This window comes from Bacillus sp. S71 (genome assembly GCF_016625265.1).
Classification (GTDB): Bacteria; Bacillota; Bacilli; order Bacillales; family Bacillaceae_G; genus Bacillus_A; species Bacillus_A cereus.
The window spans coordinates 470297-491301 of record NZ_JACVUW010000004.1; the positions used below are offsets into that span (position 1 = coordinate 470297).

Consider the following 21005-nt stretch of genomic DNA (forward strand, 5'->3'; position numbering starts at 1 on the left):
ATAACAATGTAACATAACACTGTTACGCTGTAAATAGACTTTTATCACAAGTAGCGTAACAATGTGTAAAACAAACCTATTCCTACATACAAAAAAGGCTCTTACACATCTTATGAAAATGCGCAAAAGCCCTTATATATCAAGATTTAAACCAAATATTATAAAAATCAATCCAACCTTGTGAATTAATCATTATATTTTGGACTTTTTCATGTGTACTTACCTCTTGTTTATTACGATACAAAGGAATAATATGAATTTGACGTAACAAAGTATCCTCAATATCGCGTAACAATGTAACTCTTTTCTCTAATTCTTCTTGTTTAAAATAAATAGACAACTTTTCATAAAAGTCCATGTTGCTTTGTCCATGAATAAAACTATTTTTTGTAAGAAACATATATAATAGACTATCTTCTATTCGTTCGCTTATTGTGGCACTATCATGCATCATATCAGCCTTTTGTATCGTACTTACTTCCAATAGCTCTTCTATATCAAGAAAATTATTTTCTACACGAATCCCGTACTTCGCACACTCTTTTTGTATCCATTGTGCATCTTCAATATGATCTCGTCCTGTAAATGTGTAGAGCTGTAGCACTTCATTATGATAAGTACTCCTTTTAATTAAACTTTCTACATCTTCCTCAATCTCTACAATGCTTTCACCTGCTAATATTAGTTTCTTTGCCACTTCTCCACGTTCTCCGCCGAGTTCTTGAACGATTGTATAACCATGAATGATTTTATATAACGCTTTCCGAAATAACTCATCTTGCATTGGTCCTTCTTTCGTAAGATTACATGTTATATATGTCACGTTCGACTCAAGCCGAGACAATTCTTTATTATGTTTTTCTTTATCTTTATACTGCGCCTTTACTAAAACATCATATGTACTTACACCTTGTTCTACATTCCACAACTCAACACGATCTAAAAAAGGTCTTTCACGAAAATATAAAGAATGACCTTCTAAAATGAACAGATTTTCATTACTTTTATATAATTGAAAAGGCCCTGTTCCAATTAGCTCACCTGCTTCATCTTCATTCACGATAGAACACTGTTCTGCACTTATCATATGTAAAAACATTTTATTTTCCGTTTGTAATTGAATTTCGACAACGTAGTCATCCACTGAACGGATACTTTCAACGTGTTGTAACATCCATGCGTGTGCATTATTTTCCAGCTTCATAAATCGATTCAATGAGTATATAACATCATGTGCAGTAAGTTGTTTTCCATTATGAAAGTGAACTCCTTTTCGTAAATAAAACGTCCATATTTTTTCAGCGTCATTATATTCCCAGTGAAATGCAAGTCTTGGCTCTATAATGTTTGTATTACCGTCTACATACACGAGTGTGTCGAATATATGTTTTACCATATGACATTCTGAACGCATTGTAGCGTATACAGGATCTAATGTGATATCTAAATTCATTTGTACTTGCAACCGGAGTACATCTCTTCTCCCTTCAGATGTCATTTCAATCTTATGACCAAATATTGAATCTACCCAGCAGTGATATTCTCCCTTTACTGACGGAAAATGCGAGCTATAGCGTTCCACAAATATGCTTCCGCTTTTCACATCCCCTTTTTTCGTTATTTCTTTTCCTCTATCTAAAATTAAAGACATCGGGTGCTTTTGAAATATTAACTTAGAACGATTTCCCCTGCCGCGACCTGGAAACCACTTGATCCAATTTAACTCATCTAATTTTTTTATAATTAATTTACTATTACGCTCTGTACAAAATAATGTTTCAGATATATTTTGCACTGTTACTTCCAATCGTTCTCCCTCTTTTTTCCCTTTTCCATAAGCAATCCATAGTTCAATATATTGATCTAAAATAAACATCATAATCCCCCTAAAAGGTGAAAAATACTCCCTATTGTTTCTACCCTTTTTCCAATTCTTCTTTCATCTTATCATTTCAATATAGAAAGGAGGAATTAATATTGAATTATCTCTTACTTCGTTACAATAAACCTATTTTTATTAGACTGTGTGGTGAATTATTAACCCGAACGACTGAATCTATGCTAGCTATCATTATGATTATTTACGTTAATAAAATGTTAAACGGCAATGTAATAATAACTATGCTGATTTTCGGATTACAGCCACTTTCAGACATTTTATTTACACTTATTGCTGGAGGAATTACTGATAAATATGGCCGGAAAAAGATTATGTTACTCGGCTTATTGCTACAAAGTGTTGCAATCGGTAGTTTCGTTTTCGCTCAATCCGTTTTTATATTTGCACTGTTATATGTCATTAATGGCATTGGCCGTTCCTTATATATTCCGGCTCAACGTGCACAAATTGCTGATTTAACAAAAAAAGAGCAGCAAGCAGAAATTTTTGCTCTTCTACAAACGATGGGAGCAATTGGATCCGTAATCGGCCCTTTAATCGGTGCAAGTTTTTATAATACTCACCCAGAATATTTATTTATCGTGCAAAGTGTAACCCTTACGATATATGCCGTTGTTGTTTGGACACAGCTCCCAGAAACCGTTCCACCTATAAGTAAGTCAAAACAAACAGTTGAGGCAAGTTCACCAAAGCAATTTGTTTTTAAACATTACGCCATATTCGGTCTTATGGTTTCTACACTTCCTATTAGCTTTTTTTATGCACAAACTGAGACGAATTATCGTATTTTCGCAGAACATGTATTTCCTAATCTCGTATTCATACTCGCATTTATTTCAACATGCAAAGCCATTTTGGAAATCATTCTACAAATCTTCCTCGTAAAATGGTCTGAACGATTTTCTATGGCGAAAATCATCCTTATTTCTTATACCTGCTTTACAATAGCTGCAGTTGGCTTTAGTTATTCAACGACGATATTGTCGTTATTCTTCACCTTACTCTTTTTAGTCATTGGAGAAAGTATTGCTTTAAACCATTTATTACGATTCGTTTCAGAAATTGCACCTCATGATAAACGTGGTTTATATTTTTCAATTTACGGTATACACTGGGATATATCTCGAACGTGTGGACCTGTTATTGGTGCAGTTTTATTAAGTAAATTAAATGGAAGTATGCTGTTTTATATTTGTGCTAGTTTCTTATTAATTGGAGGTATTGTTCAAGCACTGTTTGTTCAAAATTTAGAACGTAAAAAAATCATGAACCAGCCTACACATAATTTATAGGTTACTACTTTTTCAGTAGATCAATATTTCTTATTGGATGAATATTAAAAAACAAAAGTGAAGTATTTCGCATATGAAAGGAGACGTTCCTTGTTTACAACTAAAAACACCTCACTTCAATAAAGTGAGGTGTTTTTGAAATCACTTAATTTCTTATCCTGCCATTTTATTAATACTATCCTCTGGTGAAAATACGGAAATATGATCTACCTTACCAGTCGATTTTGGAATGACAAATTTTAATTCATACTGGTTATTTACTTTGTATACATATATTTTGTCTTCACCATTCCCTTTAACTGAAGATGGTTTTCCTAACGCTTTTTCAATTTCTTGTAATGTAATCGATTTTAGTTCTGCATGATATGAGCGTACATCAAAAACTTGTGACCCTTTATTAAATCCGAAAACAACATTTTTATTTGTAAAAGTTGCGTACATTCCGTTCCCTGCATATTCGGTTTTATTTGCTTTTCCCCACGCTTTTTCAATTTCTTCAATATCCCCTGTATGGGCTCCAAATGGTACATTAGGTACTTTTCCTTCTTTTGCTAGTTCAAACAAATCTTTAACGTGGTTAATTGATTTTTGATTAAGTGTTCTATTTTTCGAATCTGGCTCAGGTGATGGTTTTGTTGTTTTTTCATTACTTGGTTTTGCTTCAGGATTTTTCTGTTCTTCTGAAGAATTGCTTTGTTCATTTTTATTATTTTCCAAGGTTGGATTTGTTTCCTTTTTTTCGTCTGTCTCATTACATGCTGCTAGCGCAAACATACATGCTATAGCCAAAAACAACATAACTATTTTCAAATACCCTTTCATCATTTTACCCCCCTATTGCATCTTATTCATTTCGATAACCAACCCATTACACTACTTTTCAAATTATGTTTGTTCCAAAAAGTCAGTGCTTCATTCTCTCCAAAGGCTTGTACAACATATGTTACAAAAGCTGTTCCTAAACAGTAACCAAGTCTGTTATATCCGAAGTAACTACCTCCTGATAAACGGAACCATTCTTTCTCTTTTTCATCTGTCCATCCTTCAACATAATCTTGTAAAAAACGTTTCTTTATTTTCTCTTCATTTTCTTTATAATATTGTAGCCATGGATCACCGTCACTATTATATGAGTAGTAAACAGACTCATTTAAATCTTTAACGATTTTTTTTGATAAATAAGTTGCAACACCTTCACGATACAAACTTACCGACGCATCGGTCCATTCAGCCCTAGTCCAATCCATTCCAGTATTTTGTAGCATAACATTATGATATATATGACCTATTTCGTGAGCAGCAATAACACGAAGATGATTCAAATCTGGAGATAATTTTTCTGCCGCAAAAAATATGTCTCCAATGATTTCCCTTTCTACAAATGCATTTGAACCAAATCCTCCAACGAATAAATGGAATTTCATATTTACATCAAAGTTATATTTATTACGATATTCATTTGTTAACTCTTGAATAATGATTGGTAATGATTCTGCAATAATACGAATATCTTCTATTTTTGCGGGATATTGTTTAATGGCATTAGAAAGACGTTCTTTCGTTTTAGGACAATGATACTTAAAGTATTCTTCAAATATCTCTGAATGCGAAGTAAAGTATCGATTAAGGAGTTCTAATTCTAAATCGTCACTTTCCCATAATTTTAAAAAACTTGGAATTATATTGTTAATCACTGTATTCATCTCCTTATTTAAACCTTCTCTTCTCAATGATAATATCCTCTATCTATAGCTGAAAATATGCCGTCACAACAGCTCCTTGAAACAGAAAAAAACCAGTAGGAAGTGATTACTCTTTTCCTACTGGTTGAAATGAAATTAAACGGTAAATCTTAGTTTCTTAAAAAATGTAGCGATAGTGCTTTTTACAGTTTCAAAATTATAAGCAAATGTATTATCTCCACTTAATGATGAAATACATGTTAAACCTGCAGCTTTAATAAAAGCTTTTACATCTACAAGCATAGAATTAGCCTCCATGAATTTAATTACAATCATTATAACAGGTGTTTTACGATACTAACATGAAAGTAATAAATAATCCTACTTAATAAATAAATTTCTATTATTAATTTATCCCGCTATTTGCCGGGCAGTAAGATCCCCACGTCGAAGCAAAGAAGTTAGATGGGGGTAAGGGCTGCCCGTAAAAGCCCGATTGGTAGGGCTAATAATCAGTGGGGATGAACCCCCCACTGATTAAAGCTTCACTTTATTTAGCTCAAAGTACACCATTTCAATGTCATATAAAAAAGCTGCCCCAAAAGGACAGCTTTAAATATGTATATTACACTTCGATTGACTTACCGTCTTCAACAATATGATAAAGTAAGTGAGCTAAATGATGAATTGGACCATATTCTTCCTCTTCCTCATCTGTTTCCCCTTGGTATTCCAGATCATTTAAGTATAGTGCTAAAAATTGATAGTATAGTTTTAAATCAAATCCATAACACGCAGTTGGTTCTTCATGATCTCCTTCATATTGTAACATTAAGTATTGATCATTTCCTTCTGCATCTTCTGCATCAAAGAATACGAAGAAGCCAACGTTTGTGTCTAAATCAAATAAATGACGAGTACCTTTTTCAGTTGCTTTATTGAAGTCCTCTTCACTTAATTTATGTACTGTTGTTGCTTTTGCATTATCTTCTTGATGGAAATTTACTGTAAATGATTTCAATGCTGACACCTCCTGATTGTATAATACTAGCATAACATATAAAAAGGACTGCTTACAAATGTAAACAGTCCTGCTACATTCATTTCCGCATTGCTCGTAGTAAAAAACTCACAATGAAGATCAAAATAACCGCACCAATTAAAGCAGGAATGATTGCAAATCCGCCTATTACAGGACCGAAACTACCAAGTAATTTCGTACCAATCCAAGAACCGATAATACCAGCAATAATATTACCAATTACACCACCTGGTACATCCCTTCCAGTAATTAAGCTTGCAAACCATCCTAATAAACCACCAACGATTAAAGACCAAATCATATAATAACCTCCTTTATATTTAACCAATCAAAATATAATTAGAAACAATTGCTTACCATTAGTTATGTGACATTTTTCATAAGTTATTCATGCTGCTCAACTATAAGATTTTTGAGAATAATACACACCGATAAACTATTTTTCGAACTAACGATTTATCCGACTTGTTATTACACACATTAAGGACAATCTGGCTTCAATATTGTTCGCATAAACTCTTCTTTAAAAGCAGGATAGTTAAAACCAACAGCAATTCTCTGAATCGGCCGATCATCAAACCTTGTTGGTTCAGCTATTTTTCTAAAATCAGCTACACTTTGGCCCCTAGTCACATCATTTGTCGTACTAATCCACACTGCCGATTTTTTATATTCGAAAATACTATCGTTTATAAACGAGACAAACGGTAGTAAATCGTGTATGGGACTTCCACCAATACCTGGATATTCTTTTTTATAAAAATTCTCATAATAAAAATCAATCATTGGTTTAATGAGTTTCGCCTGTCCAGTTCCTTGTTTATCTATTATATTGGCCATTTCAGGCGTAATAAGCGCACCCTGTGTTACATTTAACGGGTATATAGTAGCGTTTTTCGCATATTTCATAACAATATTTGCTGCAATTGGATCACCATAAAAATTCGCTTCAGATACTGGTGTAACATTACCTGGAAATAGGAAAGCGCCGCCCATTATATAATACGAACAAATACGATCCATTATATTTGGATACAATAAAAATAACGTAGCAAGCGTCGTTAGTCTTCCTGTCGCCACAATTATAATATCTTCTGGACAAGGTTCGATTAATTTGATTAATTCACAAAAATTTTCTCGTTTACAAATTCTCATTTCAGGTGGAATAATAGGACCTAAACCATGATCGCCATGGATTTCAGGGAAAAACAAAGGTTCTTCAGCTGTCATCGGCCTACTCGCACCTTCAATAATTTTCACTTGTGTAGCATAGTACCTTTCTAAAAAATAAACATTTTCCGTAACGATATCTCGTGATACATTCCCGTACTCTGCAACAATACCTAGAATATCTAATTTACATGTTTTATTTGCATAAATTAACGCTACGGCGTCATCAATACCAAAGTCTCCAAAAAAGATGATTTTCTTATTAACTATTCTCACCCCTCTTCAGCATAATCTACTATTATTATTATGTGAAAAAGACAAGGCGGTGAAACAGCGCAAACTAAAAAAGCCGCCTATTTATTGGCGACTTCAATCTTTTTATAAGACAAATATGCTAGTACATTTTTACTTGAATCGTATTTCGGGTTATTTCCTTTTCTTGGCTCTCTCATATGTGTCTTTTCAAATCCAGGAATGTCTGGCATTTTCCCCATAAATTCAAGCATTTCTTCCTCAGTACCTTCAATGCGTACACGAATCATAATAACTATTCCTCAATTCACAGTTTCTCTGTACTAAGTATATCGTACTTCAGAAAGACTGCAACACATTTATCTTTTTAATGTTGTACTTTTTTTACATATAAACATAGCCATTTCAGTATAGAACGAATCTACTTTATTATTTTTAAGTTGAATATTAAAATATTCCTTCATTTCGTTTGGTGCTTTCATCATACATTCTGTTAATTTTTCACGCTTTTGTACAGGGACATCCATCATATTACACCACCAGTCAAAATCAAACTTCTTATCAAAAGTAAGACATGACTGCATTTGCAAACCGTTTTTTTCTAATAAAGTAAGCCATTCTGTCTTTTTTAGAGCTCGTTCATGACTTGGGTCCCGCTTCTTTTCTATAAAATTATAAAATGTATCATATTCATTATTTTCTGGCGAAACATTATCTATTAAGATGAATAATCCATTATCCTCCAACGTACGATTTACTTCATAAATAAATTGAGCCGGATTCGTAAAATGATGGGCTGCAATCCGGCATGTAATTGTATCAAAAAAATGATCTGCAAATGGTAAATCCTCTGCGTTTCCTGCTACAAAAGACACATTTTCATGACCATTCTGCTTTATAAAACTTTTTGCTTTTTCTAACATTTGTTCTGTTAAATCAAGTGCAACTACTTCTTCAAACATAGGTGCTAACATATTCGCAACATGTCCGCCACCAGTAGCAACATCAAGAAGACGATTATTATGGCGAGATTCAACTTGTTGAACTACATGCTGTAAGTCCTGTCCTTTAGCATGTATTTTACTATTCACATACTTATCTGCATTACTGCCAAACTGTTTTTTCACAAGCTCCTCTTTACTCATTTTATCATCTTCTTTCTATTGTAATTTACATATACGATTCATATAATTATTACAATTCTCTTCATGTATTTTCAAATCCTCTTTTCATCTCACTTCTTATCGTGCTGTCCTATCATCAACATAATATAAATTTTACTTTTACTATTAAACAAAAAAGGCTACGGGAACTTCTCCCCTAACCTGATTAAATATTTATTACATTTTCATTTCTTCATATACGTCTATATAATATAAATCCTCTTTCAACTTCATAATAACATCTACTTCGTTATAAGTAGCCTCACGAGCATGTAATCCAAATTGATCCATACCAATCCATATCCATCCAGGTGTATGATATAAAACATCTATGTTAAAATAATCTAATTTAGTAAGCTCCGATGTAATAAATTTATCTTTATTAGCGATTTGTTTATCTAGTAAACCATATTCTTTTCCATTTTCAAATAGCGATATAAATTTCCCTACAATCGGATGTTCACGAACAATAAAATGATATTCCTTTTCCTCTACATTTGCCACAATCAAACGAGAAACAGATAAATCAGCCCCCGAATTCGACATATTTGTTTATTCACCTCCTTATATAGGTTTCTTCAATATAATAACAAATGAATATTCAAATCAGATTAATATAATGTAAAAAATAAAAAAGCTGACTTCCCTTTAGAAATCAGCCTTTATAATTTGATCAACTTTATACTTTTACAAATTATTATAATGTTTCTTTTTCCTCATCATTTCCGGAAACTAAACTTCCTATAGCATCTGCTGTTACTTCCACTACAAATTCACAAATACCTGCTACAACTTCTCCAATTACTTCATCCATCTTTTTACCCCCTTATTTTATGTAACTTATTTGTAGTATAGAAGAAATTGGTGAATGTAAACTATCGAAAAAGGTGACATAAACCTTACAGAATTGTAAGCTCTTTCATCCCTTTACTTCCCCCCCTTTGAAACTCCAAGTATTTTTAGCAGACATATAGGCCATCATAATATGAAGCAAGTAATAATCAAGTGTCAGGAGGCGTTTAATATGTATTACGTAAAATTAATTAAAGGTCAATCATTCTACGCTTTTGATCATCGTTTCTTAGTGTCTGAAGAAGAAAAGGTTTCAGAGAAAATCTATAATTACTTACGACGTAATGAATTTTTTGAAGTACGTAAAGAAGAATATTCCGCTTAATTACAAAAAGCATTAAGAAAAATATCATCTTATTGTGATATATTCTTAATGCTTTTATGTAAATTGCTTCTTTTCAACAATTGTTGTTGACTCTATTAAATAATCTAGTATTTGTCCAAGCTAATTCGTCACCTCCTTATATTCTAGTATATGAGGAGGTGACGAATATGACTCATATCATTGATTACCAAGCTACTCAACCTATAAGTAAAACTAGTGAAACAACTTTTGCAATCCCCTCTTCTCCAAATAAAGCAATTTTAGCAAATTTGAAATTGAGAATTTCAAGTAGAGATTCACGTAATAATCGAGTAGAATTAATCGCTACAATTGGTGTAGAAGGTATAACTGGGACTTCACAAGTTTTATTCCGAATTTTCCGTGATAACATTGAAATTTTTAATGCACAAGTAGGTATTGAATCTACAGATTCTGAACAATTTTATGTACAAACATTTCAAGCTATAGATCAAAACGTTGGCAGTGGAACACACGAATATTCATTAACTGTAGAAAACCTTACTAGTGGTGCAAGCGCAGAAGTTGTTGGCCCACTATCTTTTAGCGCTTTAGCTATTGGACAAGAGCGTAAATGTTGCTAAGTGAAATTAATTTTTAATTTTGCACTTGAGAAAAGCAAGACGTAGTTATACGTTCTTGCTTTTTTATATTTATCCTTACTTTCTACTAGCTTTAATCATAAATTTTTTACGTTTTGATTCACTTATTTCATCAATTAATACATCAAATTTTTTACAAATCAAAAAGATTGAAATCCAATTATGAAACACGTAATATAGACTCTGACTCTAAAAAAGTTCGTATAAAAATACTACATAAATAAGGAGGTTTTATATACGAGTTTTTCATTTTAAAAGACGGAGAGGTTTTATGTTATGTGGCGTAATAAAAACGTTTGGATTGTTCTAGTTGGGGAGTTTATTGCAGGTCTAGGATTATGGCTTGGTATTCTTGGCAACCTTGAATTTATGCAAAAATATGTCCCTTCTGATTTCATGAAATCAGTTATATTATTTATCGGACTATTAGCCGGTGTTCTAGTTGGACCTATGGCTGGCCGTGTCATCGATCAGTATGAAAAGAAAAAAGTTCTTCTTTACGCTGGGTTTGGTCGAGTTTTAAGTGTTATTTTCATGTTTTTCGCTATTCAATTTGAAAGTATCGCATTTATGATTGCATTTATGGTTGCTCTTCAAATTTCAGCAGCATTTTATTTCCCTGCATTACAATCTGTGATTCCACTCATCGTAAGTGAGCATGAGTTATTACAAATGAACGGTGTACATATGAATGTTGGTACAATCGCTCGTATTGCAGGTACTTCACTAGGTGGAATTCTTTTAGTTGTGATGAGTTTACAGTACATGTATGCCTTCTCAATGGCAGCATACGCCTTATTATTCCTCTCGACTTTCTTCCTGCAATTCGAAGATAAGAAATCAACAACACCAAGTAAACAAGCTGCAAAAGATAATAGCTTTATGGAAGTATTTCGTATTTTAAAAGGAATTCCTATTGCTTTTACAGCACTTATATTAAGTATTATCCCTCTATTATTTATAGCTGGGTTTAATTTAATGGTTATTAACATTAGCGAAATGCAACATGATCCTACGATTAAAGGGTTCATATATACAATTGAAGGTGTCGCATTTATGTTAGGTGCCTTCGTAATTAAACGTCTATCTGATCATTTCAAACCTGAAAAATTACTATATTTCTTCGCAGTTTGTACTGCTTTTGCACACCTATCATTGTTCTTTAGCGATATAAAATGGATGGCTCTTACATCATTTGGTTTGTTTGGGTTTAGTGTTGGCTGCTTCTTCCCTATTATGTCGACGATTTTCCAAACGAAAGTTGAAAAAAGTTATCACGGTCGCCTCTTCTCATTCCGTAATATGTTTGAGAGGGTTATGTTCCAAATCGTCTTACTTGGCACAGGGTTCTTCTTAGATACAATTGGGTTACAATATATGGTTCTCATCTTCGGAGTCGTTTCATTATTGATTATTTCTATTTCCCTTTCTAAGCAGAAACATTATGAAAAACAGCATTCGCAATCTGCGAATTTATAAAATAAACAAAGAAGTATGGATATAATATTGAATCCATACTTCTTTGTTTTATAATACGCCTATTTATTACGTTTATTGAAATTACCTAAAGGAGTATCCCTCTTTTATTTCGAATAGATTATAAAAAGTACTCTTTATAAAAGGAGTGGTAAAATGTCTGATGGCATTGAAGTATTTATTGTCCTGCTCTTTGCAATTGCGCTGTTTAGCATCCTAAACTTTTTAGCCATTTCCTTATCTGGACATAGTTTTAAAAAAAGAATCGTGGCAGGTTTCATATTTTTACTACTGACTCCCATTATCTTTTTGACTATCGCAACATTTGCTTCTATATTCGATAAAGCAGGATTTGGCGCAGGTACGTTAGCCTTTATGATCGCAAGCGTATATATATTAAATGGAATAGTGCTTCTGCTTTCCTCTTTATTTATCCTCAAAAAAGACATAACATAGGCTATGGTACTAGCATGAATCTGACTTTACACTAGATTCATGCTTATTTAATTTCTCCTAAATTTTTATATGAAATTAAATAATTCTTTAAAAAAATTTAAACTTTATTTATTATAATATCCCTATCGTATTCGCACGTTTATTCAAATTTAAAAGAAAGGAGCACAAAATGAAAAAGGTTCTACTTACAATTCCTATACTAATCATCCTACTTAGTGGATGCAGCAATAACGATATATACGGTTCTTGGGAAGTCGTTGACAATAAAAATGGTGAATGCCCTGTATATTATAAATTTGAAACAGTTGTCAAAAAAGAAAATAAAGAGGAAATTGTGCAAAATTTAGCAGAAATGCAAACCACAAAGAATAAAGACGATTTATATAAAGGCTCATTTGTCAAAAATTCTAATGTATATCACATTGATTATGGTAATTCATTTACATCAGAGCAAACTTTAAAAGTTGCCGACGGTACATTAAATGTATACTTTTTGACAGCTGAAAAATTATGCACGTATAAAAAGAAATGATTACATTTCAGAGGAAACGCAGAAAATATTTTCTGCGTTATTTCACTTTAGAAATCTTCCACAAATACTTAATAAAAACTATAAAATAACTTAAGTTATATAAAATGAATCCTATAATAGACATTTCAATTAACACGTCTACGCTATTTACATCGATACTTTTTCAAAATAGGCTAATCCTTCCTCTAAATTTATCAATCGTTTTAATTTTCATAAAAAAATGATAAAATATAAACATGTGTTTTCAGAATAATTAAAAACGCAGAATGAAAGCACTGTTTTAGGAGGGGTTTTGATGACTTACACGTTAGCAACTAGAATGAAAGCATTCCAATCTTCTATATTTAGTGAATTAGGAGCCTATAAAAAAGAAAAAATTGCAGCAGGTCATAACATGATTGATTTGAGCATCGGAAATCCTGATATGCCGCCCGCTGATTTTGTAAGAGAAACAATGGTACATACAGCGAGTGAGAAAGAGAGCTACGGGTATACATTATCAGGTATTCAAGAATTTCACGAAGCTGTAACTGAATATTACAACAACACTCATAACGTTTTATTAAATGCGGATAAAGAAGTTTTATTATTAATGGGTTCACAAGACGGGCTCGTTCATTTACCTATGGTTTATGCAAATCCAGGTGATATTATATTAGTTCCTGATCCAGGATATACAGCTTATGAAACAGGTATTCAAATGGCTGGTGCAACATCTTACTACATGCCTTTAAAGAAAGAGAATGACTTCTTACCAGACTTAGGAGTCATCCCTGAAGAAATTGCCGATCAAGCGAAGATGATGATTTTAAACTTCCCAGGGAATCCCGTTCCAGCAATGGCTCATGAAGATTTCTTTAAAGAAGTAATCGCATTCGCGAAAAAGCATAATATTATCGTTGTCCATGATTTTGCTTATGCTGAATTTTATTTCGATGGTAATAAGCCAATTAGCTTCCTCTCTGTACATGGTGCTAAAGAAGTTGGTGTAGAAATCAATTCTTTGTCAAAAAGTTATAGTTTAGCAGGTAGCCGTATTGGATATATGATTGGAAACGAAGAAATTGTTCGTGCACTTACTCAATTTAAATCTAATACCGACTACGGTGTATTTTTACCAATTCAAAAAGCGGCATCTGCAGCACTAAGAAATGGCGCGGCATTTTGTGAGAAAAACCGCGATATTTATCAAGAACGGAGAGATACTTTAGTCGATGGATTCCGAACATTTGGTTGGAATGTCGATAAGCCAGCCGGTAGTATGTTTGTCTGGGCTGAAATTCCACAAGGATGGACTTCTCTAGACTTCGCTTATGCATTAATGGATCGTGCGAATGTCGTTGTTACACCTGGTCATGCATTTGGACCTCACGGAGAAGGCTTCGTACGTATTGCACTCGTTCAAGATAAAGAAGTGTTGCAACAAGTTGTTGAAAACATTAGGAATAGCGGCATTTTCGTCCTTGAAAAAGTAAATGAATTAGTTAAAAATTAGTTCCCACTCCCCTGCTTAACTTTAGCAGGGGTATTATTAATTGGAGGTACTTTCATATGCATATTAAAGACACACTTCCCCATCGTTATCCATTTTTAATGATTGATAAAGTAACAAATGTAAAACAAGATGAATTCGTTACAGGATATAAACTCATTACAAATAACGAATGGTTTATAAATGATAGCCGCAAACATATGCCTCATATGTTAATTGTAGAAGCACTTGCTCAGCTTAGTGCATTTGTACATACAAGTGATTCTGAAGGACTAGGATTCCTCTCCTCTTTAGATGGAGTTGAATTCCACGGAAAAGCATATCCCGGTGATAAACTTGATTTACATTATGAGCTAACGCGCAATCGCCGAGGTTTTGTTCTTGGTAAAGGTATTGCAACTGTAAACGACAAGCCTATTGTAACTGTAGAAAAACTATTAATATATCAAGCAGATTAAAGTGTTCCTTATATCAGTTGGAAATATCTATTCTCAACCAATTAAGTAAATAGGAAAACATATTACGTAGTTAGGAGCAGGAAAATGGAACGTACTATCGGTATCGATGCTGGAGGTACATTAACGAAAATAGCTTATTTTAACGAAAAAAAGCTATTAACTTTTGAAAAATTTTATTCTCATGAACAACATAAAATAATAGATTGGATTAAAAACAACAATGGCATAAAACAAATATGTATTACGGGTGGTAAATCGAAATTATTACAGCAACTGCTTACAGGTTCATATAAAATAATAGAGCTAAACGAATTTGAAGCTACTCTTGCAGGTGTCCGATACATATTAAAAGAAGAAAAACATACTATAAACAATTTTATTTTAACCAATATCGGTACAGGTACTTCTATCCATTATGTTTATAATGAACAATATATTCGCGCTGGTGGAACCGGAGTTGGCGGTGGGACTATTATGGGACTCTCAAAATTGTTAACAAATATAGATCATTTTGAAGATATAATACCTCTAACAAAAGTAGGATCTAGAAAAGAACTAGATATTACGGTTGGAGATATTTATGGTGGTATTCTTTCCCCTATCGATAATAACTTAACTGCTAGTAACTTCGGAAAAGCAGCCATTACAGAATCAAATAATAGTAGCTCCGATATACTAGCTACTGTACAAGGACTTGTCGGTGAAGTCGTTACTGCATTAAGCCTTCAATTCGCTGAAACAAAAAACATTGAACATATTATTTATATTGGTTCGACTTTATGTAATAACGTACAACTTCAACATATTATTAGTAGCTACACCGAATATCAAAATAAAACACCAATCTTTTTACAAGATGGTGGTAATAGCGGTGCAATTGGTGCATTACTTCATGCTACGAAATAAAAAGCTGACTTTTGTCAGCTTTTTAGAAATGGCACTTCAAATTCAATAATTGATTCCCCGTTCTCTCCAATTCGCTCCACGCTTATTCTATCAATCACACAATTTAACTTCCCATGAAAACTAGCAATCTCCTTCACTACTTCAGCAGCTAATTCGGCACTCTCTTTTCTTCCGACTGTTACATGCGGGATGTATGGAATGTATTCTTTCAAAAATTGTAATAAAGGTCCTGTATATAGAATATTATGTAGTTCCTCTATTTGTTCTTTCCCCTTTTCAACTCGTAAAAACAAATATTCTCTTTCACTTGTAATTTGATTCTTAAATTCAATTTCTATATTCTGTATCGGTTTTGATACATTTATAATATGTAATTTCAGCTCATCATTTGAAATCGAACTTTCAAATGGGAATACAATTGTAATATGCGGTGGAATTAATCCAAATAAAGGATCATGTTTTTGCCTAATGTCCTCGATTTCGCTAATGAACATGTTGTTTAGAAAAAGTAAAATTGTACGCATTTTTATCCCCTCAACTTTTCCTCATTATAATATGTATCATATTCTATGACAGCCTGCCCTTCAACAACTTGTTTTGCTTACCTGTAAAAATAAAAAAACTTCTCAAATGAGAAGTTTTCATATAGCATGATTATTATTTTCCCGCCAAACTTTTCTAAACTTTATATAACAGGCAATTCTCCAAGGAAAAATATACGATACTGCAACAACATAAAATAATAAACCTATTGTTTGCTGATCTAAGTCAACAATATATTTTCTTGAACCGTATCTCAAAACGACAATTGCAATAAAAGTAATTAAAAAAGCTGCACTTTTTTTCGTATAAATATTCCCATCATCTCTTCGTTCATAATTTGTTAATACTATAAGCGGCACAGCAAAAAGTACACCAATGAATACCGCTATAATTACTTGCAATATAGCTGGATGTACGGGACCTAAAAACCATACAATACCTGGTGTTAAAAATAGTAATGGCCATAAAATACGTTTTCCCGATCCCTTTATTGGCTTATGCATGGAGCGATAACGACGCCAAAATATTAGTAGTGCAATGCATAAAAAGACTGTAATGAGTGGAGATGTATCTCCCATTTGTTATCCTTCTCTCTATAGTAATCTAATAATATTTCAAACTGTTTTTTCAAATGATACTTTACGAATAAATATACTACTAGTTATGATATAAAGAACAGTTAATCCAATTGAAATAACAGTAAAATATGGAATATCTACTAAAGATCCATCACTTGTAAATAATAAACCAGTTACCCCTGCTTCTCCATAAAGTACACTATTTGTTGATAAGAAAAGGGTCCCACCAATCATAAGACCCATCCACTGAAATCGTTGTTTAAAAACTACTACCACTTGAAAGAAACATGCTGTTGTAACATAAAATAAGAAGTGCAAAATAAATTGTTGTACCGATTGCTCCCCAAAACTAACATTTACTAAATTATATTTTATATCTTGCAAAAGCATTATTTGAAGAAACGAAAACATTGCGGATTGCAATATGATATAACAAATCGCTCCGATAAAATATTGTATTCTCGTTATACCAAATGAAACTGCTAAACGAAATACATCATCTTGAACAATGAAAACACTCCCTACTATAAAAATCATAATTGCAATTGAAGGATTATTGATAATTTCGGGTAAATAACCAACTTTCGCTTCATTTAAATGAGCAGCATATAAAGCTCCTTTTATTAATAAAGCTACAATCCAAAATATTAAAATTGCTTTATAATGAAAATTTATATGTAACCTCAATTGTTTCATTAACATCGTCATTCCACTTCACCACCAGTCATGTGAATAAATAGTTTTTGTAATGTAATTCTATCAATTACTAAACCTTCTTTTTCAAGAGAGTAACAATCTTCATTAGAAAGCTCTTCCCATATAACAGCAATACCTTTATTCCCATAAATTTCTTTATTTATAATTTTTTTATTAATCAAGAACTCCTCCACTTTACCTTTTTGCCCTGAAATAATATGACCTTGTTGCAATAAATCTTCCACTGTTGATTGAACAACAAGTGCACCTTCTTTTATGATAATTACTTCTTCAATAACATGGGTTACTTCTTCTACCAGATGTGTTGATAATATAATTGTTCTGGGATACTCCCCATAATCTTCTAGTAGTAAACTATAAAATAACTCACGATGTGCTGCGTCTAATCCTGTAGTTGGTTCATCAAAAATAGTAATTGTCGCTCTGCTTGCTAACCCTTTAATAATTCCTACAACTGTTTGCATGCCATGAGATAGTTTATGGTATTTCTCTGTTATATTAAGCTGAAATTTACCCGCCAGTTCTTCAGCAAACTTCTGATCCCAATTTTTATAAAACATGTTACATATCTTAAAAATTTCTTTTACGCTATAACTTAAATGAGACTCTTCTTTTACTCTAACGAAACAAATATTTTGCATCGCTTTACTATTTTCAAAAACATCTTCACCAAATATTGATACACTTCCACTACTTGAAGTAATTTGTCCTGCTAGTAAATTTAATAAAGTCGTTTTCCCTGCTCCGTTCCTTCCAAGCAAACCATATATTTTATTCTCTTCCAATGAAATCGTTACTTCATTTACAGCTATTTTCTTTTTATACTTTTTCGTTACATCTTTCGTTTCAAGTGCAATCATCCCTCTTTCCCCTCCTTCGTAATCTTTTGAATCATATCCATCAATTCATCTTTTGATATTTCTAGTACTTTCGCTTCTTCCCACACTTTAGGTAAATATTCAGTCATAAAAGTATTTTGTCTTTTTTTTAGTACAACTTCTTTTGCTCCTTTTGCAACAAACATCCCGATCCCTCTCTTTTTATATAAAATCCCCTCATCCACTAATACATTCACCCCTTTAGCTGCGGTAGCCGGATTTATTTGTAACATCTTCGCAAATTGATTTGTCGATGGAACTTGTTCTTCTTCAAGCAATATGTCTTTTAAAATATCAGATTCAATCGTTTCTGCAATTTGTATGTATATTAATTTATTTTGTTCTAGAGTCGGCTTCACATTTTCACCACCTTAGGTTCATAGGTTCATTACTTATGTAATTAACCATATCACATAGAATTATTTTTTTCCATAAATTTCTTTTACAAAAAAGAGAGTCATTCAATTAAGAATGTCTCTCTTTCTAAAAATTCGAAGTTTCAACTCTTGTTCTCAAATTCTTTTCATTTATACCATTTTGACAAAAATTAAACTGTTGTCCCTCAATACATTTTGTACGATCTACTACTTGCCCTAAATGATAGCTTGTATGCTCAACCAAATGTAATAGACTTTGAAGATCAATATGCCTTTTTTCTTCCCAGACCTGTATATATGCTTTGCCCCACTCATCAAATATTTCTTCAACAGTTTTTAACAAAGCTTCAGAGCTTATTTGTTTCACTGGAAAATATTCTTCAATTCCATTTTCAAAAACTATATTTGGATCCTTATAACGCCTTGTATTTCTCTGTAAATGTTCACAAATATGTAGTACGATTCCACCAATTGAATTAACAGAGGTCTCTTGTTTCCACAAATCTTCTTCACTAACGAGCCTAATTGCCTGTACTAATTTAGGTAAATAATGATCCTGCATTCTATGATAAGAAATTTTGTATACTAACTCCATCTTCTCCCCTCCATTATTTCAACTGGCTCACTGGATATTTAGCAAATAAAGATTTCCGAAAATCTTTATCTTCCACAAGCATTTTAATTTTTTCTTCATTGCCGTTAAAGAACTTTATAACTTTATTTTTATCCCATATATCTTTTTCTTTTGGAAAATCATCGAATTCCCTATGCAAAATTGATAACATTTCTTCCCTCGTTATCTTAAAGTTTTTATTTTCTATTTGAAACTCATAAGCTTTTGCGTTTGGTACTAAAATTACTAGATAGGTAGCATTAAAGAGAAAATTCTTCTTCATCGTATCTTTCTCATCAAACCAATACGTCTCAATCATTTCTTCTGTAAGAGCTCCACTCTCTTTTGCACCATAGTTCACTTTTATATTTTCATTTTCTAAACTTATACTTTGAACTGTTTCACCACCGGGTAAATGATTAATAATTGCAACCACATCTGAATTATTACCAACGTATGTCCCAGTATATTTCTTAAAATCATCTGACCTAACATCATATATATCTTTTATTCTTTCTCCGTTAGAACAAGCCGCAATGAATAAAAAAATTGTTAGCATAACGATCATGTTATGATGCATATATTTCATTTAGCATCCCCCATTTTTATCGATATTTCGTTAATTACAATATTTACTTTCAAATCCCTTTTTAAATATACGCATTTTAATCAAAATTAAAAATTTTCATTTTTTATGTTTACAATTATCCATTAATTGTATATACTTACTAACGTAAGAAAAAAATTCTAAAAGGAGGTCGAAGGAAATGATGAAATTACAATTACATGCATTAACTTTAGCGTTAACTGCACCTGTGTTTTCTGGACAATTAAATATGAATTCGACCACCCTAATGGAGAATTGAAAATCGTACTTTATTTCATTTAATTCATAAATTCGCCACAGGAGGTCGTATACTTTCCTGTGGCTTTTTCACGCCCAGCCATAGGAGAACTGTATCTTCCTGTGGTTTTTTTGCGCGATTTTTTAGTCTCTTACATTATTTTTCTAAGAAAGGAGCAACATTCAATGACTATTAGCGTATTGTTTTTAAGTATTACGATTCAAAGAAATACAATTTCTAAAGATGAAATTCTTCATAATGAGCAAATTGAAAAAGCTATGAATGATGTTAAGGAGCGCCAAGCACTTTACTGTGATCACCTGTAATTCCTTTTCGAAAGGAGGAATTCATTTATGACTTTTCATATTTTCTTTTTTACGACTGTGCTTCAAAAAAATACTTTATCTGAAACTGAAATCAATCGTAAACAACAGTTAAAACAACTGACTGATAAAATAACTGACATTAAAAGTTCATACTACACTCAAATGTATTAAAAATATATTTTAAAGGGGTAATATATTCATGAAATTTAAAGCATTCTTTTTAACAATCACCATTCAAAAACGTAAGCTTTCACAGAAAGAGATTTTACGTGAGCAACACATCCAAAGCATTATGGACGAAGTAAAAGAGCGCCAATCTTCTTATTACACTCGTCTTTTCTAAATCACTTATAAAGGGGTCATAAATCTAATGAAATTTAAAGCATTCTTTTTAACTATCACTATTCAAAAACGTAAACTTTCACAGAAAGAGATTTTACGTGAGCAACACATTCAAAACATTATGGACGAAGTAAAAGAGCGCCAATCTTCTTATTACACTCGTCTTTT

The 21005-nt window shown here is 32.3% G+C and carries 30 protein-coding genes; 13 read left to right on the top strand and 17 right to left on the bottom strand.

Annotation, left to right across the window (positions count from 1 at the left end; translation table 11 throughout):
- Positions 1–139: 139 nt before the first annotated feature.
- The gene (locus tag IBT51_RS12680; protein ID WP_200458253.1) at positions 140–1876 is read right to left on the bottom strand and encodes an ABC transporter substrate-binding protein; all 1737 of its coding nucleotides are present in this window, start codon (positions 1874–1876) and stop codon (positions 140–142) included.
- Between the two features lie 101 nt (positions 1877–1977).
- Here IBT51_RS12680 and IBT51_RS12685 point away from each other — a divergent pair, with 101 nt between their 5' ends.
- Positions 1978–3192 (top strand): MDR family MFS transporter, encoded by a 1215-nt coding sequence (locus IBT51_RS12685; protein ID WP_200458252.1) that lies wholly within the window; start codon positions 1978–1980, stop codon positions 3190–3192.
- Between the two features lie 153 nt (positions 3193–3345).
- Here IBT51_RS12685 and IBT51_RS12690 read toward each other — a convergent pair whose 3' ends face one another.
- The 9 genes from IBT51_RS12690 to IBT51_RS12730 form a co-directional block, all read right to left on the bottom strand.
- Complete coding sequence (locus tag IBT51_RS12690; RefSeq protein ID WP_140155552.1) at positions 3346–4017, bottom strand: YjgB family protein; 672 nt, start codon at positions 4015–4017, stop codon at positions 3346–3348.
- Positions 4018–4040: 23 nt separating this feature from the next.
- Complete coding sequence (locus IBT51_RS12695; protein ID WP_200458374.1) at positions 4041–4895, bottom strand: aminopeptidase; 855 nt, start codon at positions 4893–4895, stop codon at positions 4041–4043.
- Between the two features lie 135 nt (positions 4896–5030).
- Positions 5031–5177: a hypothetical protein gene (locus tag IBT51_RS12700; protein ID WP_000959551.1), complete on the bottom strand. Its 147-nt coding sequence runs from the start codon at positions 5175–5177 to the stop codon at positions 5031–5033.
- A gap of 322 nt (positions 5178–5499) precedes the next feature.
- Entirely contained in the window at positions 5500–5895 is a 396-nt protein-coding gene (locus IBT51_RS12705) for a hypothetical protein (RefSeq protein WP_000834885.1), read from the bottom strand.
- Between the two features lie 79 nt (positions 5896–5974).
- Positions 5975–6217, bottom strand: coding sequence for a GlsB/YeaQ/YmgE family stress response membrane protein (locus IBT51_RS12710; RefSeq protein ID WP_000638310.1), 243 nt, complete (start codon positions 6215–6217; stop codon positions 5975–5977).
- 179 nt (positions 6218–6396) lie between these two features.
- Complete coding sequence (locus tag IBT51_RS12715) at positions 6397–7362, bottom strand: nucleoside hydrolase (RefSeq protein ID WP_001223685.1); 966 nt, start codon at positions 7360–7362, stop codon at positions 6397–6399.
- 77 nt (positions 7363–7439) lie between these two features.
- The gene (locus IBT51_RS12720) at positions 7440–7628 is read right to left on the bottom strand and encodes a DUF3970 family protein (protein ID WP_000621885.1); all 189 of its coding nucleotides are present in this window, start codon (positions 7626–7628) and stop codon (positions 7440–7442) included.
- Between the two features lie 69 nt (positions 7629–7697).
- The gene (locus tag IBT51_RS12725) at positions 7698–8483 is read right to left on the bottom strand and encodes a class I SAM-dependent methyltransferase (protein ID WP_000031312.1); all 786 of its coding nucleotides are present in this window, start codon (positions 8481–8483) and stop codon (positions 7698–7700) included.
- 195 nt (positions 8484–8678) lie between these two features.
- On the bottom strand, positions 8679–9047 hold the full coding sequence (locus IBT51_RS12730) for a hypothetical protein (protein WP_000071473.1): 369 nt from the start codon (positions 9045–9047) through the stop codon (positions 8679–8681).
- A gap of 478 nt (positions 9048–9525) precedes the next feature.
- Between IBT51_RS12730 and IBT51_RS12735 the strand changes: the two genes are divergently transcribed.
- The 8 genes from IBT51_RS12735 to coaW all read left to right on the top strand — a co-directional run bounded on the left by IBT51_RS12735 (position 9526) and on the right by coaW (position 15618).
- A complete protein-coding gene (locus IBT51_RS12735) occupies positions 9526–9678 on the top strand; it encodes a YqbF domain-containing protein (protein ID WP_000291907.1) in 153 nt (50 codons plus the stop codon).
- Between the two features lie 167 nt (positions 9679–9845).
- The gene (gene exsC / locus IBT51_RS12740; protein ID WP_200458251.1) at positions 9846–10280 is read left to right on the top strand and encodes an exosporium protein ExsC; all 435 of its coding nucleotides are present in this window, start codon (positions 9846–9848) and stop codon (positions 10278–10280) included.
- Between the two features lie 294 nt (positions 10281–10574).
- Positions 10575–11777, top strand: a complete 1203-nt coding sequence (locus IBT51_RS12745) for an MFS transporter (protein ID WP_053564191.1) — start codon at positions 10575–10577, stop codon at positions 11775–11777.
- A gap of 153 nt (positions 11778–11930) precedes the next feature.
- On the top strand, positions 11931–12230 hold the full coding sequence (locus IBT51_RS12750; protein WP_078401196.1) for a hypothetical protein: 300 nt from the start codon (positions 11931–11933) through the stop codon (positions 12228–12230).
- A gap of 169 nt (positions 12231–12399) precedes the next feature.
- A complete protein-coding gene (locus tag IBT51_RS12755) occupies positions 12400–12762 on the top strand; it encodes a hypothetical protein (RefSeq protein ID WP_000757020.1) in 363 nt (120 codons plus the stop codon).
- 295 nt (positions 12763–13057) lie between these two features.
- The gene (locus tag IBT51_RS12760) at positions 13058–14257 is read left to right on the top strand and encodes an LL-diaminopimelate aminotransferase (RefSeq protein WP_000222703.1); all 1200 of its coding nucleotides are present in this window, start codon (positions 13058–13060) and stop codon (positions 14255–14257) included.
- A 56-nt stretch (positions 14258–14313) separates the two neighbouring features.
- Positions 14314–14712, top strand: coding sequence for a 3-hydroxyacyl-ACP dehydratase FabZ family protein (locus IBT51_RS12765; RefSeq protein ID WP_200458250.1), 399 nt, complete (start codon positions 14314–14316; stop codon positions 14710–14712).
- Positions 14713–14796: 84 nt separating this feature from the next.
- Positions 14797–15618 carry a type II pantothenate kinase gene (gene coaW, locus IBT51_RS12770; protein ID WP_200458249.1) on the top strand — a complete coding sequence of 274 codons (822 nt, stop codon included), beginning with the start codon at positions 14797–14799 and terminating at the stop codon, positions 15616–15618.
- Between the two features lie 14 nt (positions 15619–15632).
- Here coaW and IBT51_RS12775 read toward each other — a convergent pair whose 3' ends face one another.
- From IBT51_RS12775 to IBT51_RS12805, 7 genes are all read right to left on the bottom strand, one after another.
- Entirely contained in the window at positions 15633–16142 is a 510-nt protein-coding gene (locus IBT51_RS12775) for a 2'-5' RNA ligase family protein (protein WP_200458248.1), read from the bottom strand.
- 117 nt (positions 16143–16259) lie between these two features.
- On the bottom strand, positions 16260–16739 hold the full coding sequence (locus IBT51_RS12780; protein ID WP_200458247.1) for a CcdC family protein: 480 nt from the start codon (positions 16737–16739) through the stop codon (positions 16260–16262).
- Between the two features lie 36 nt (positions 16740–16775).
- Complete coding sequence (locus IBT51_RS12785) at positions 16776–17447, bottom strand: DUF4052 family protein (protein ID WP_200458246.1); 672 nt, start codon at positions 17445–17447, stop codon at positions 16776–16778.
- Entirely contained in the window at positions 17444–18316 is an 873-nt protein-coding gene (locus IBT51_RS12790; protein WP_078401191.1) for an ABC transporter ATP-binding protein, read from the bottom strand. Before IBT51_RS12790 ends, IBT51_RS12785 begins: the two co-directional genes overlap by 4 nt.
- Positions 18313–18693 carry a GntR family transcriptional regulator gene (locus IBT51_RS12795; RefSeq protein WP_000805185.1) on the bottom strand — a complete coding sequence of 127 codons (381 nt, stop codon included), beginning with the start codon at positions 18691–18693 and terminating at the stop codon, positions 18313–18315. Before IBT51_RS12795 ends, IBT51_RS12790 begins: the two co-directional genes overlap by 4 nt.
- A 124-nt stretch (positions 18694–18817) precedes the next feature.
- A complete protein-coding gene (locus IBT51_RS12800) occupies positions 18818–19306 on the bottom strand; it encodes a DinB family protein (RefSeq protein ID WP_000424643.1) in 489 nt (162 codons plus the stop codon).
- 13 nt (positions 19307–19319) lie between these two features.
- Positions 19320–19913: a DUF4825 domain-containing protein gene (locus IBT51_RS12805; protein ID WP_000876537.1), complete on the bottom strand. Its 594-nt coding sequence runs from the start codon at positions 19911–19913 to the stop codon at positions 19320–19322.
- Positions 19914–20354: 441 nt separating this feature from the next.
- Between IBT51_RS12805 and IBT51_RS12810 the strand changes: the two genes are divergently transcribed.
- The 4 genes from IBT51_RS12810 to IBT51_RS12825 form a co-directional block, all read left to right on the top strand.
- Entirely contained in the window at positions 20355–20495 is a 141-nt protein-coding gene (locus IBT51_RS12810; protein WP_000156193.1) for a YrzI family small protein, read from the top strand.
- Positions 20496–20522: 27 nt separating this feature from the next.
- Positions 20523–20666, top strand: coding sequence for a YrzI family small protein (locus IBT51_RS12815; RefSeq protein WP_000142729.1), 144 nt, complete (start codon positions 20523–20525; stop codon positions 20664–20666).
- 28 nt (positions 20667–20694) lie between these two features.
- Complete coding sequence (locus tag IBT51_RS12820) at positions 20695–20838, top strand: YrzI family small protein (protein ID WP_000668965.1); 144 nt, start codon at positions 20695–20697, stop codon at positions 20836–20838.
- A gap of 27 nt (positions 20839–20865) precedes the next feature.
- Positions 20866–21005: YrzI family small protein (locus IBT51_RS12825; RefSeq protein WP_200483282.1), on the top strand; the 140-nt coding region annotated here is incomplete at its 3' end.

Coding starts and splice junctions, on each gene's coding strand:
- IBT51_RS12690 (WP_140155552.1), bottom strand. CDS start 4,017: ATGATGAAAGGGTATTTGAAAATAGTTATGTTGTTTTTGGCTATAGCA.
- IBT51_RS12755 (WP_000757020.1), top strand. CDS start 12,400: ATGAAAAAGGTTCTACTTACAATTCCTATACTAATCATCCTACTTAGT.
- IBT51_RS12750 (WP_078401196.1), top strand. CDS start 11,931: ATGTCTGATGGCATTGAAGTATTTATTGTCCTGCTCTTTGCAATTGCG.
- IBT51_RS12700 (WP_000959551.1), bottom strand. CDS start 5,177: ATGCTTGTAGATGTAAAAGCTTTTATTAAAGCTGCAGGTTTAACATGT.
- IBT51_RS12695 (WP_200458374.1), bottom strand. CDS start 4,895: ATGAATACAGTGATTAACAATATAATTCCAAGTTTTTTAAAATTATGG.
- IBT51_RS12710 (WP_000638310.1), bottom strand. CDS start 6,217: ATGATTTGGTCTTTAATCGTTGGTGGTTTATTAGGATGGTTTGCAAGC.
- IBT51_RS12680 (WP_200458253.1), bottom strand. CDS start 1,876: ATGTTTATTTTAGATCAATATATTGAACTATGGATTGCTTATGGAAAA.
- IBT51_RS12725 (WP_000031312.1), bottom strand. CDS start 8,483: ATGAGTAAAGAGGAGCTTGTGAAAAAACAGTTTGGCAGTAATGCAGAT.
- IBT51_RS12775 (WP_200458248.1), bottom strand. CDS start 16,142: ATGCGTACAATTTTACTTTTTCTAAACAACATGTTCATTAGCGAAATC.
- IBT51_RS12760 (WP_000222703.1), top strand. CDS start 13,058: ATGACTTACACGTTAGCAACTAGAATGAAAGCATTCCAATCTTCTATA.
- IBT51_RS12745 (WP_053564191.1), top strand. CDS start 10,575: ATGTGGCGTAATAAAAACGTTTGGATTGTTCTAGTTGGGGAGTTTATT.
- IBT51_RS12790 (WP_078401191.1), bottom strand. CDS start 18,316: ATGATTGCACTTGAAACGAAAGATGTAACGAAAAAGTATAAAAAGAAA.
- IBT51_RS12785 (WP_200458246.1), bottom strand. CDS start 17,447: ATGACGATGTTAATGAAACAATTGAGGTTACATATAAATTTTCATTAT.
- IBT51_RS12805 (WP_000876537.1), bottom strand. CDS start 19,913: ATGAAATATATGCATCATAACATGATCGTTATGCTAACAATTTTTTTA.
- IBT51_RS12810 (WP_000156193.1), top strand. CDS start 20,355: ATGACTATTAGCGTATTGTTTTTAAGTATTACGATTCAAAGAAATACA.
- IBT51_RS12730 (WP_000071473.1), bottom strand. CDS start 9,047: ATGTCGAATTCGGGGGCTGATTTATCTGTTTCTCGTTTGATTGTGGCA.
- IBT51_RS12765 (WP_200458250.1), top strand. CDS start 14,314: ATGCATATTAAAGACACACTTCCCCATCGTTATCCATTTTTAATGATT.
- IBT51_RS12735 (WP_000291907.1), top strand. CDS start 9,526: ATGTATTACGTAAAATTAATTAAAGGTCAATCATTCTACGCTTTTGAT.
- IBT51_RS12815 (WP_000142729.1), top strand. CDS start 20,523: ATGACTTTTCATATTTTCTTTTTTACGACTGTGCTTCAAAAAAATACT.
- coaW (WP_200458249.1), top strand. CDS start 14,797: ATGGAACGTACTATCGGTATCGATGCTGGAGGTACATTAACGAAAATA.
- IBT51_RS12820 (WP_000668965.1), top strand. CDS start 20,695: ATGAAATTTAAAGCATTCTTTTTAACAATCACCATTCAAAAACGTAAG.
- IBT51_RS12720 (WP_000621885.1), bottom strand. CDS start 7,628: ATGATTCGTGTACGCATTGAAGGTACTGAGGAAGAAATGCTTGAATTT.
- IBT51_RS12800 (WP_000424643.1), bottom strand. CDS start 19,306: ATGGAGTTAGTATACAAAATTTCTTATCATAGAATGCAGGATCATTAT.
- IBT51_RS12780 (WP_200458247.1), bottom strand. CDS start 16,739: ATGGGAGATACATCTCCACTCATTACAGTCTTTTTATGCATTGCACTA.
- exsC (WP_200458251.1), top strand. CDS start 9,846: ATGACTCATATCATTGATTACCAAGCTACTCAACCTATAAGTAAAACT.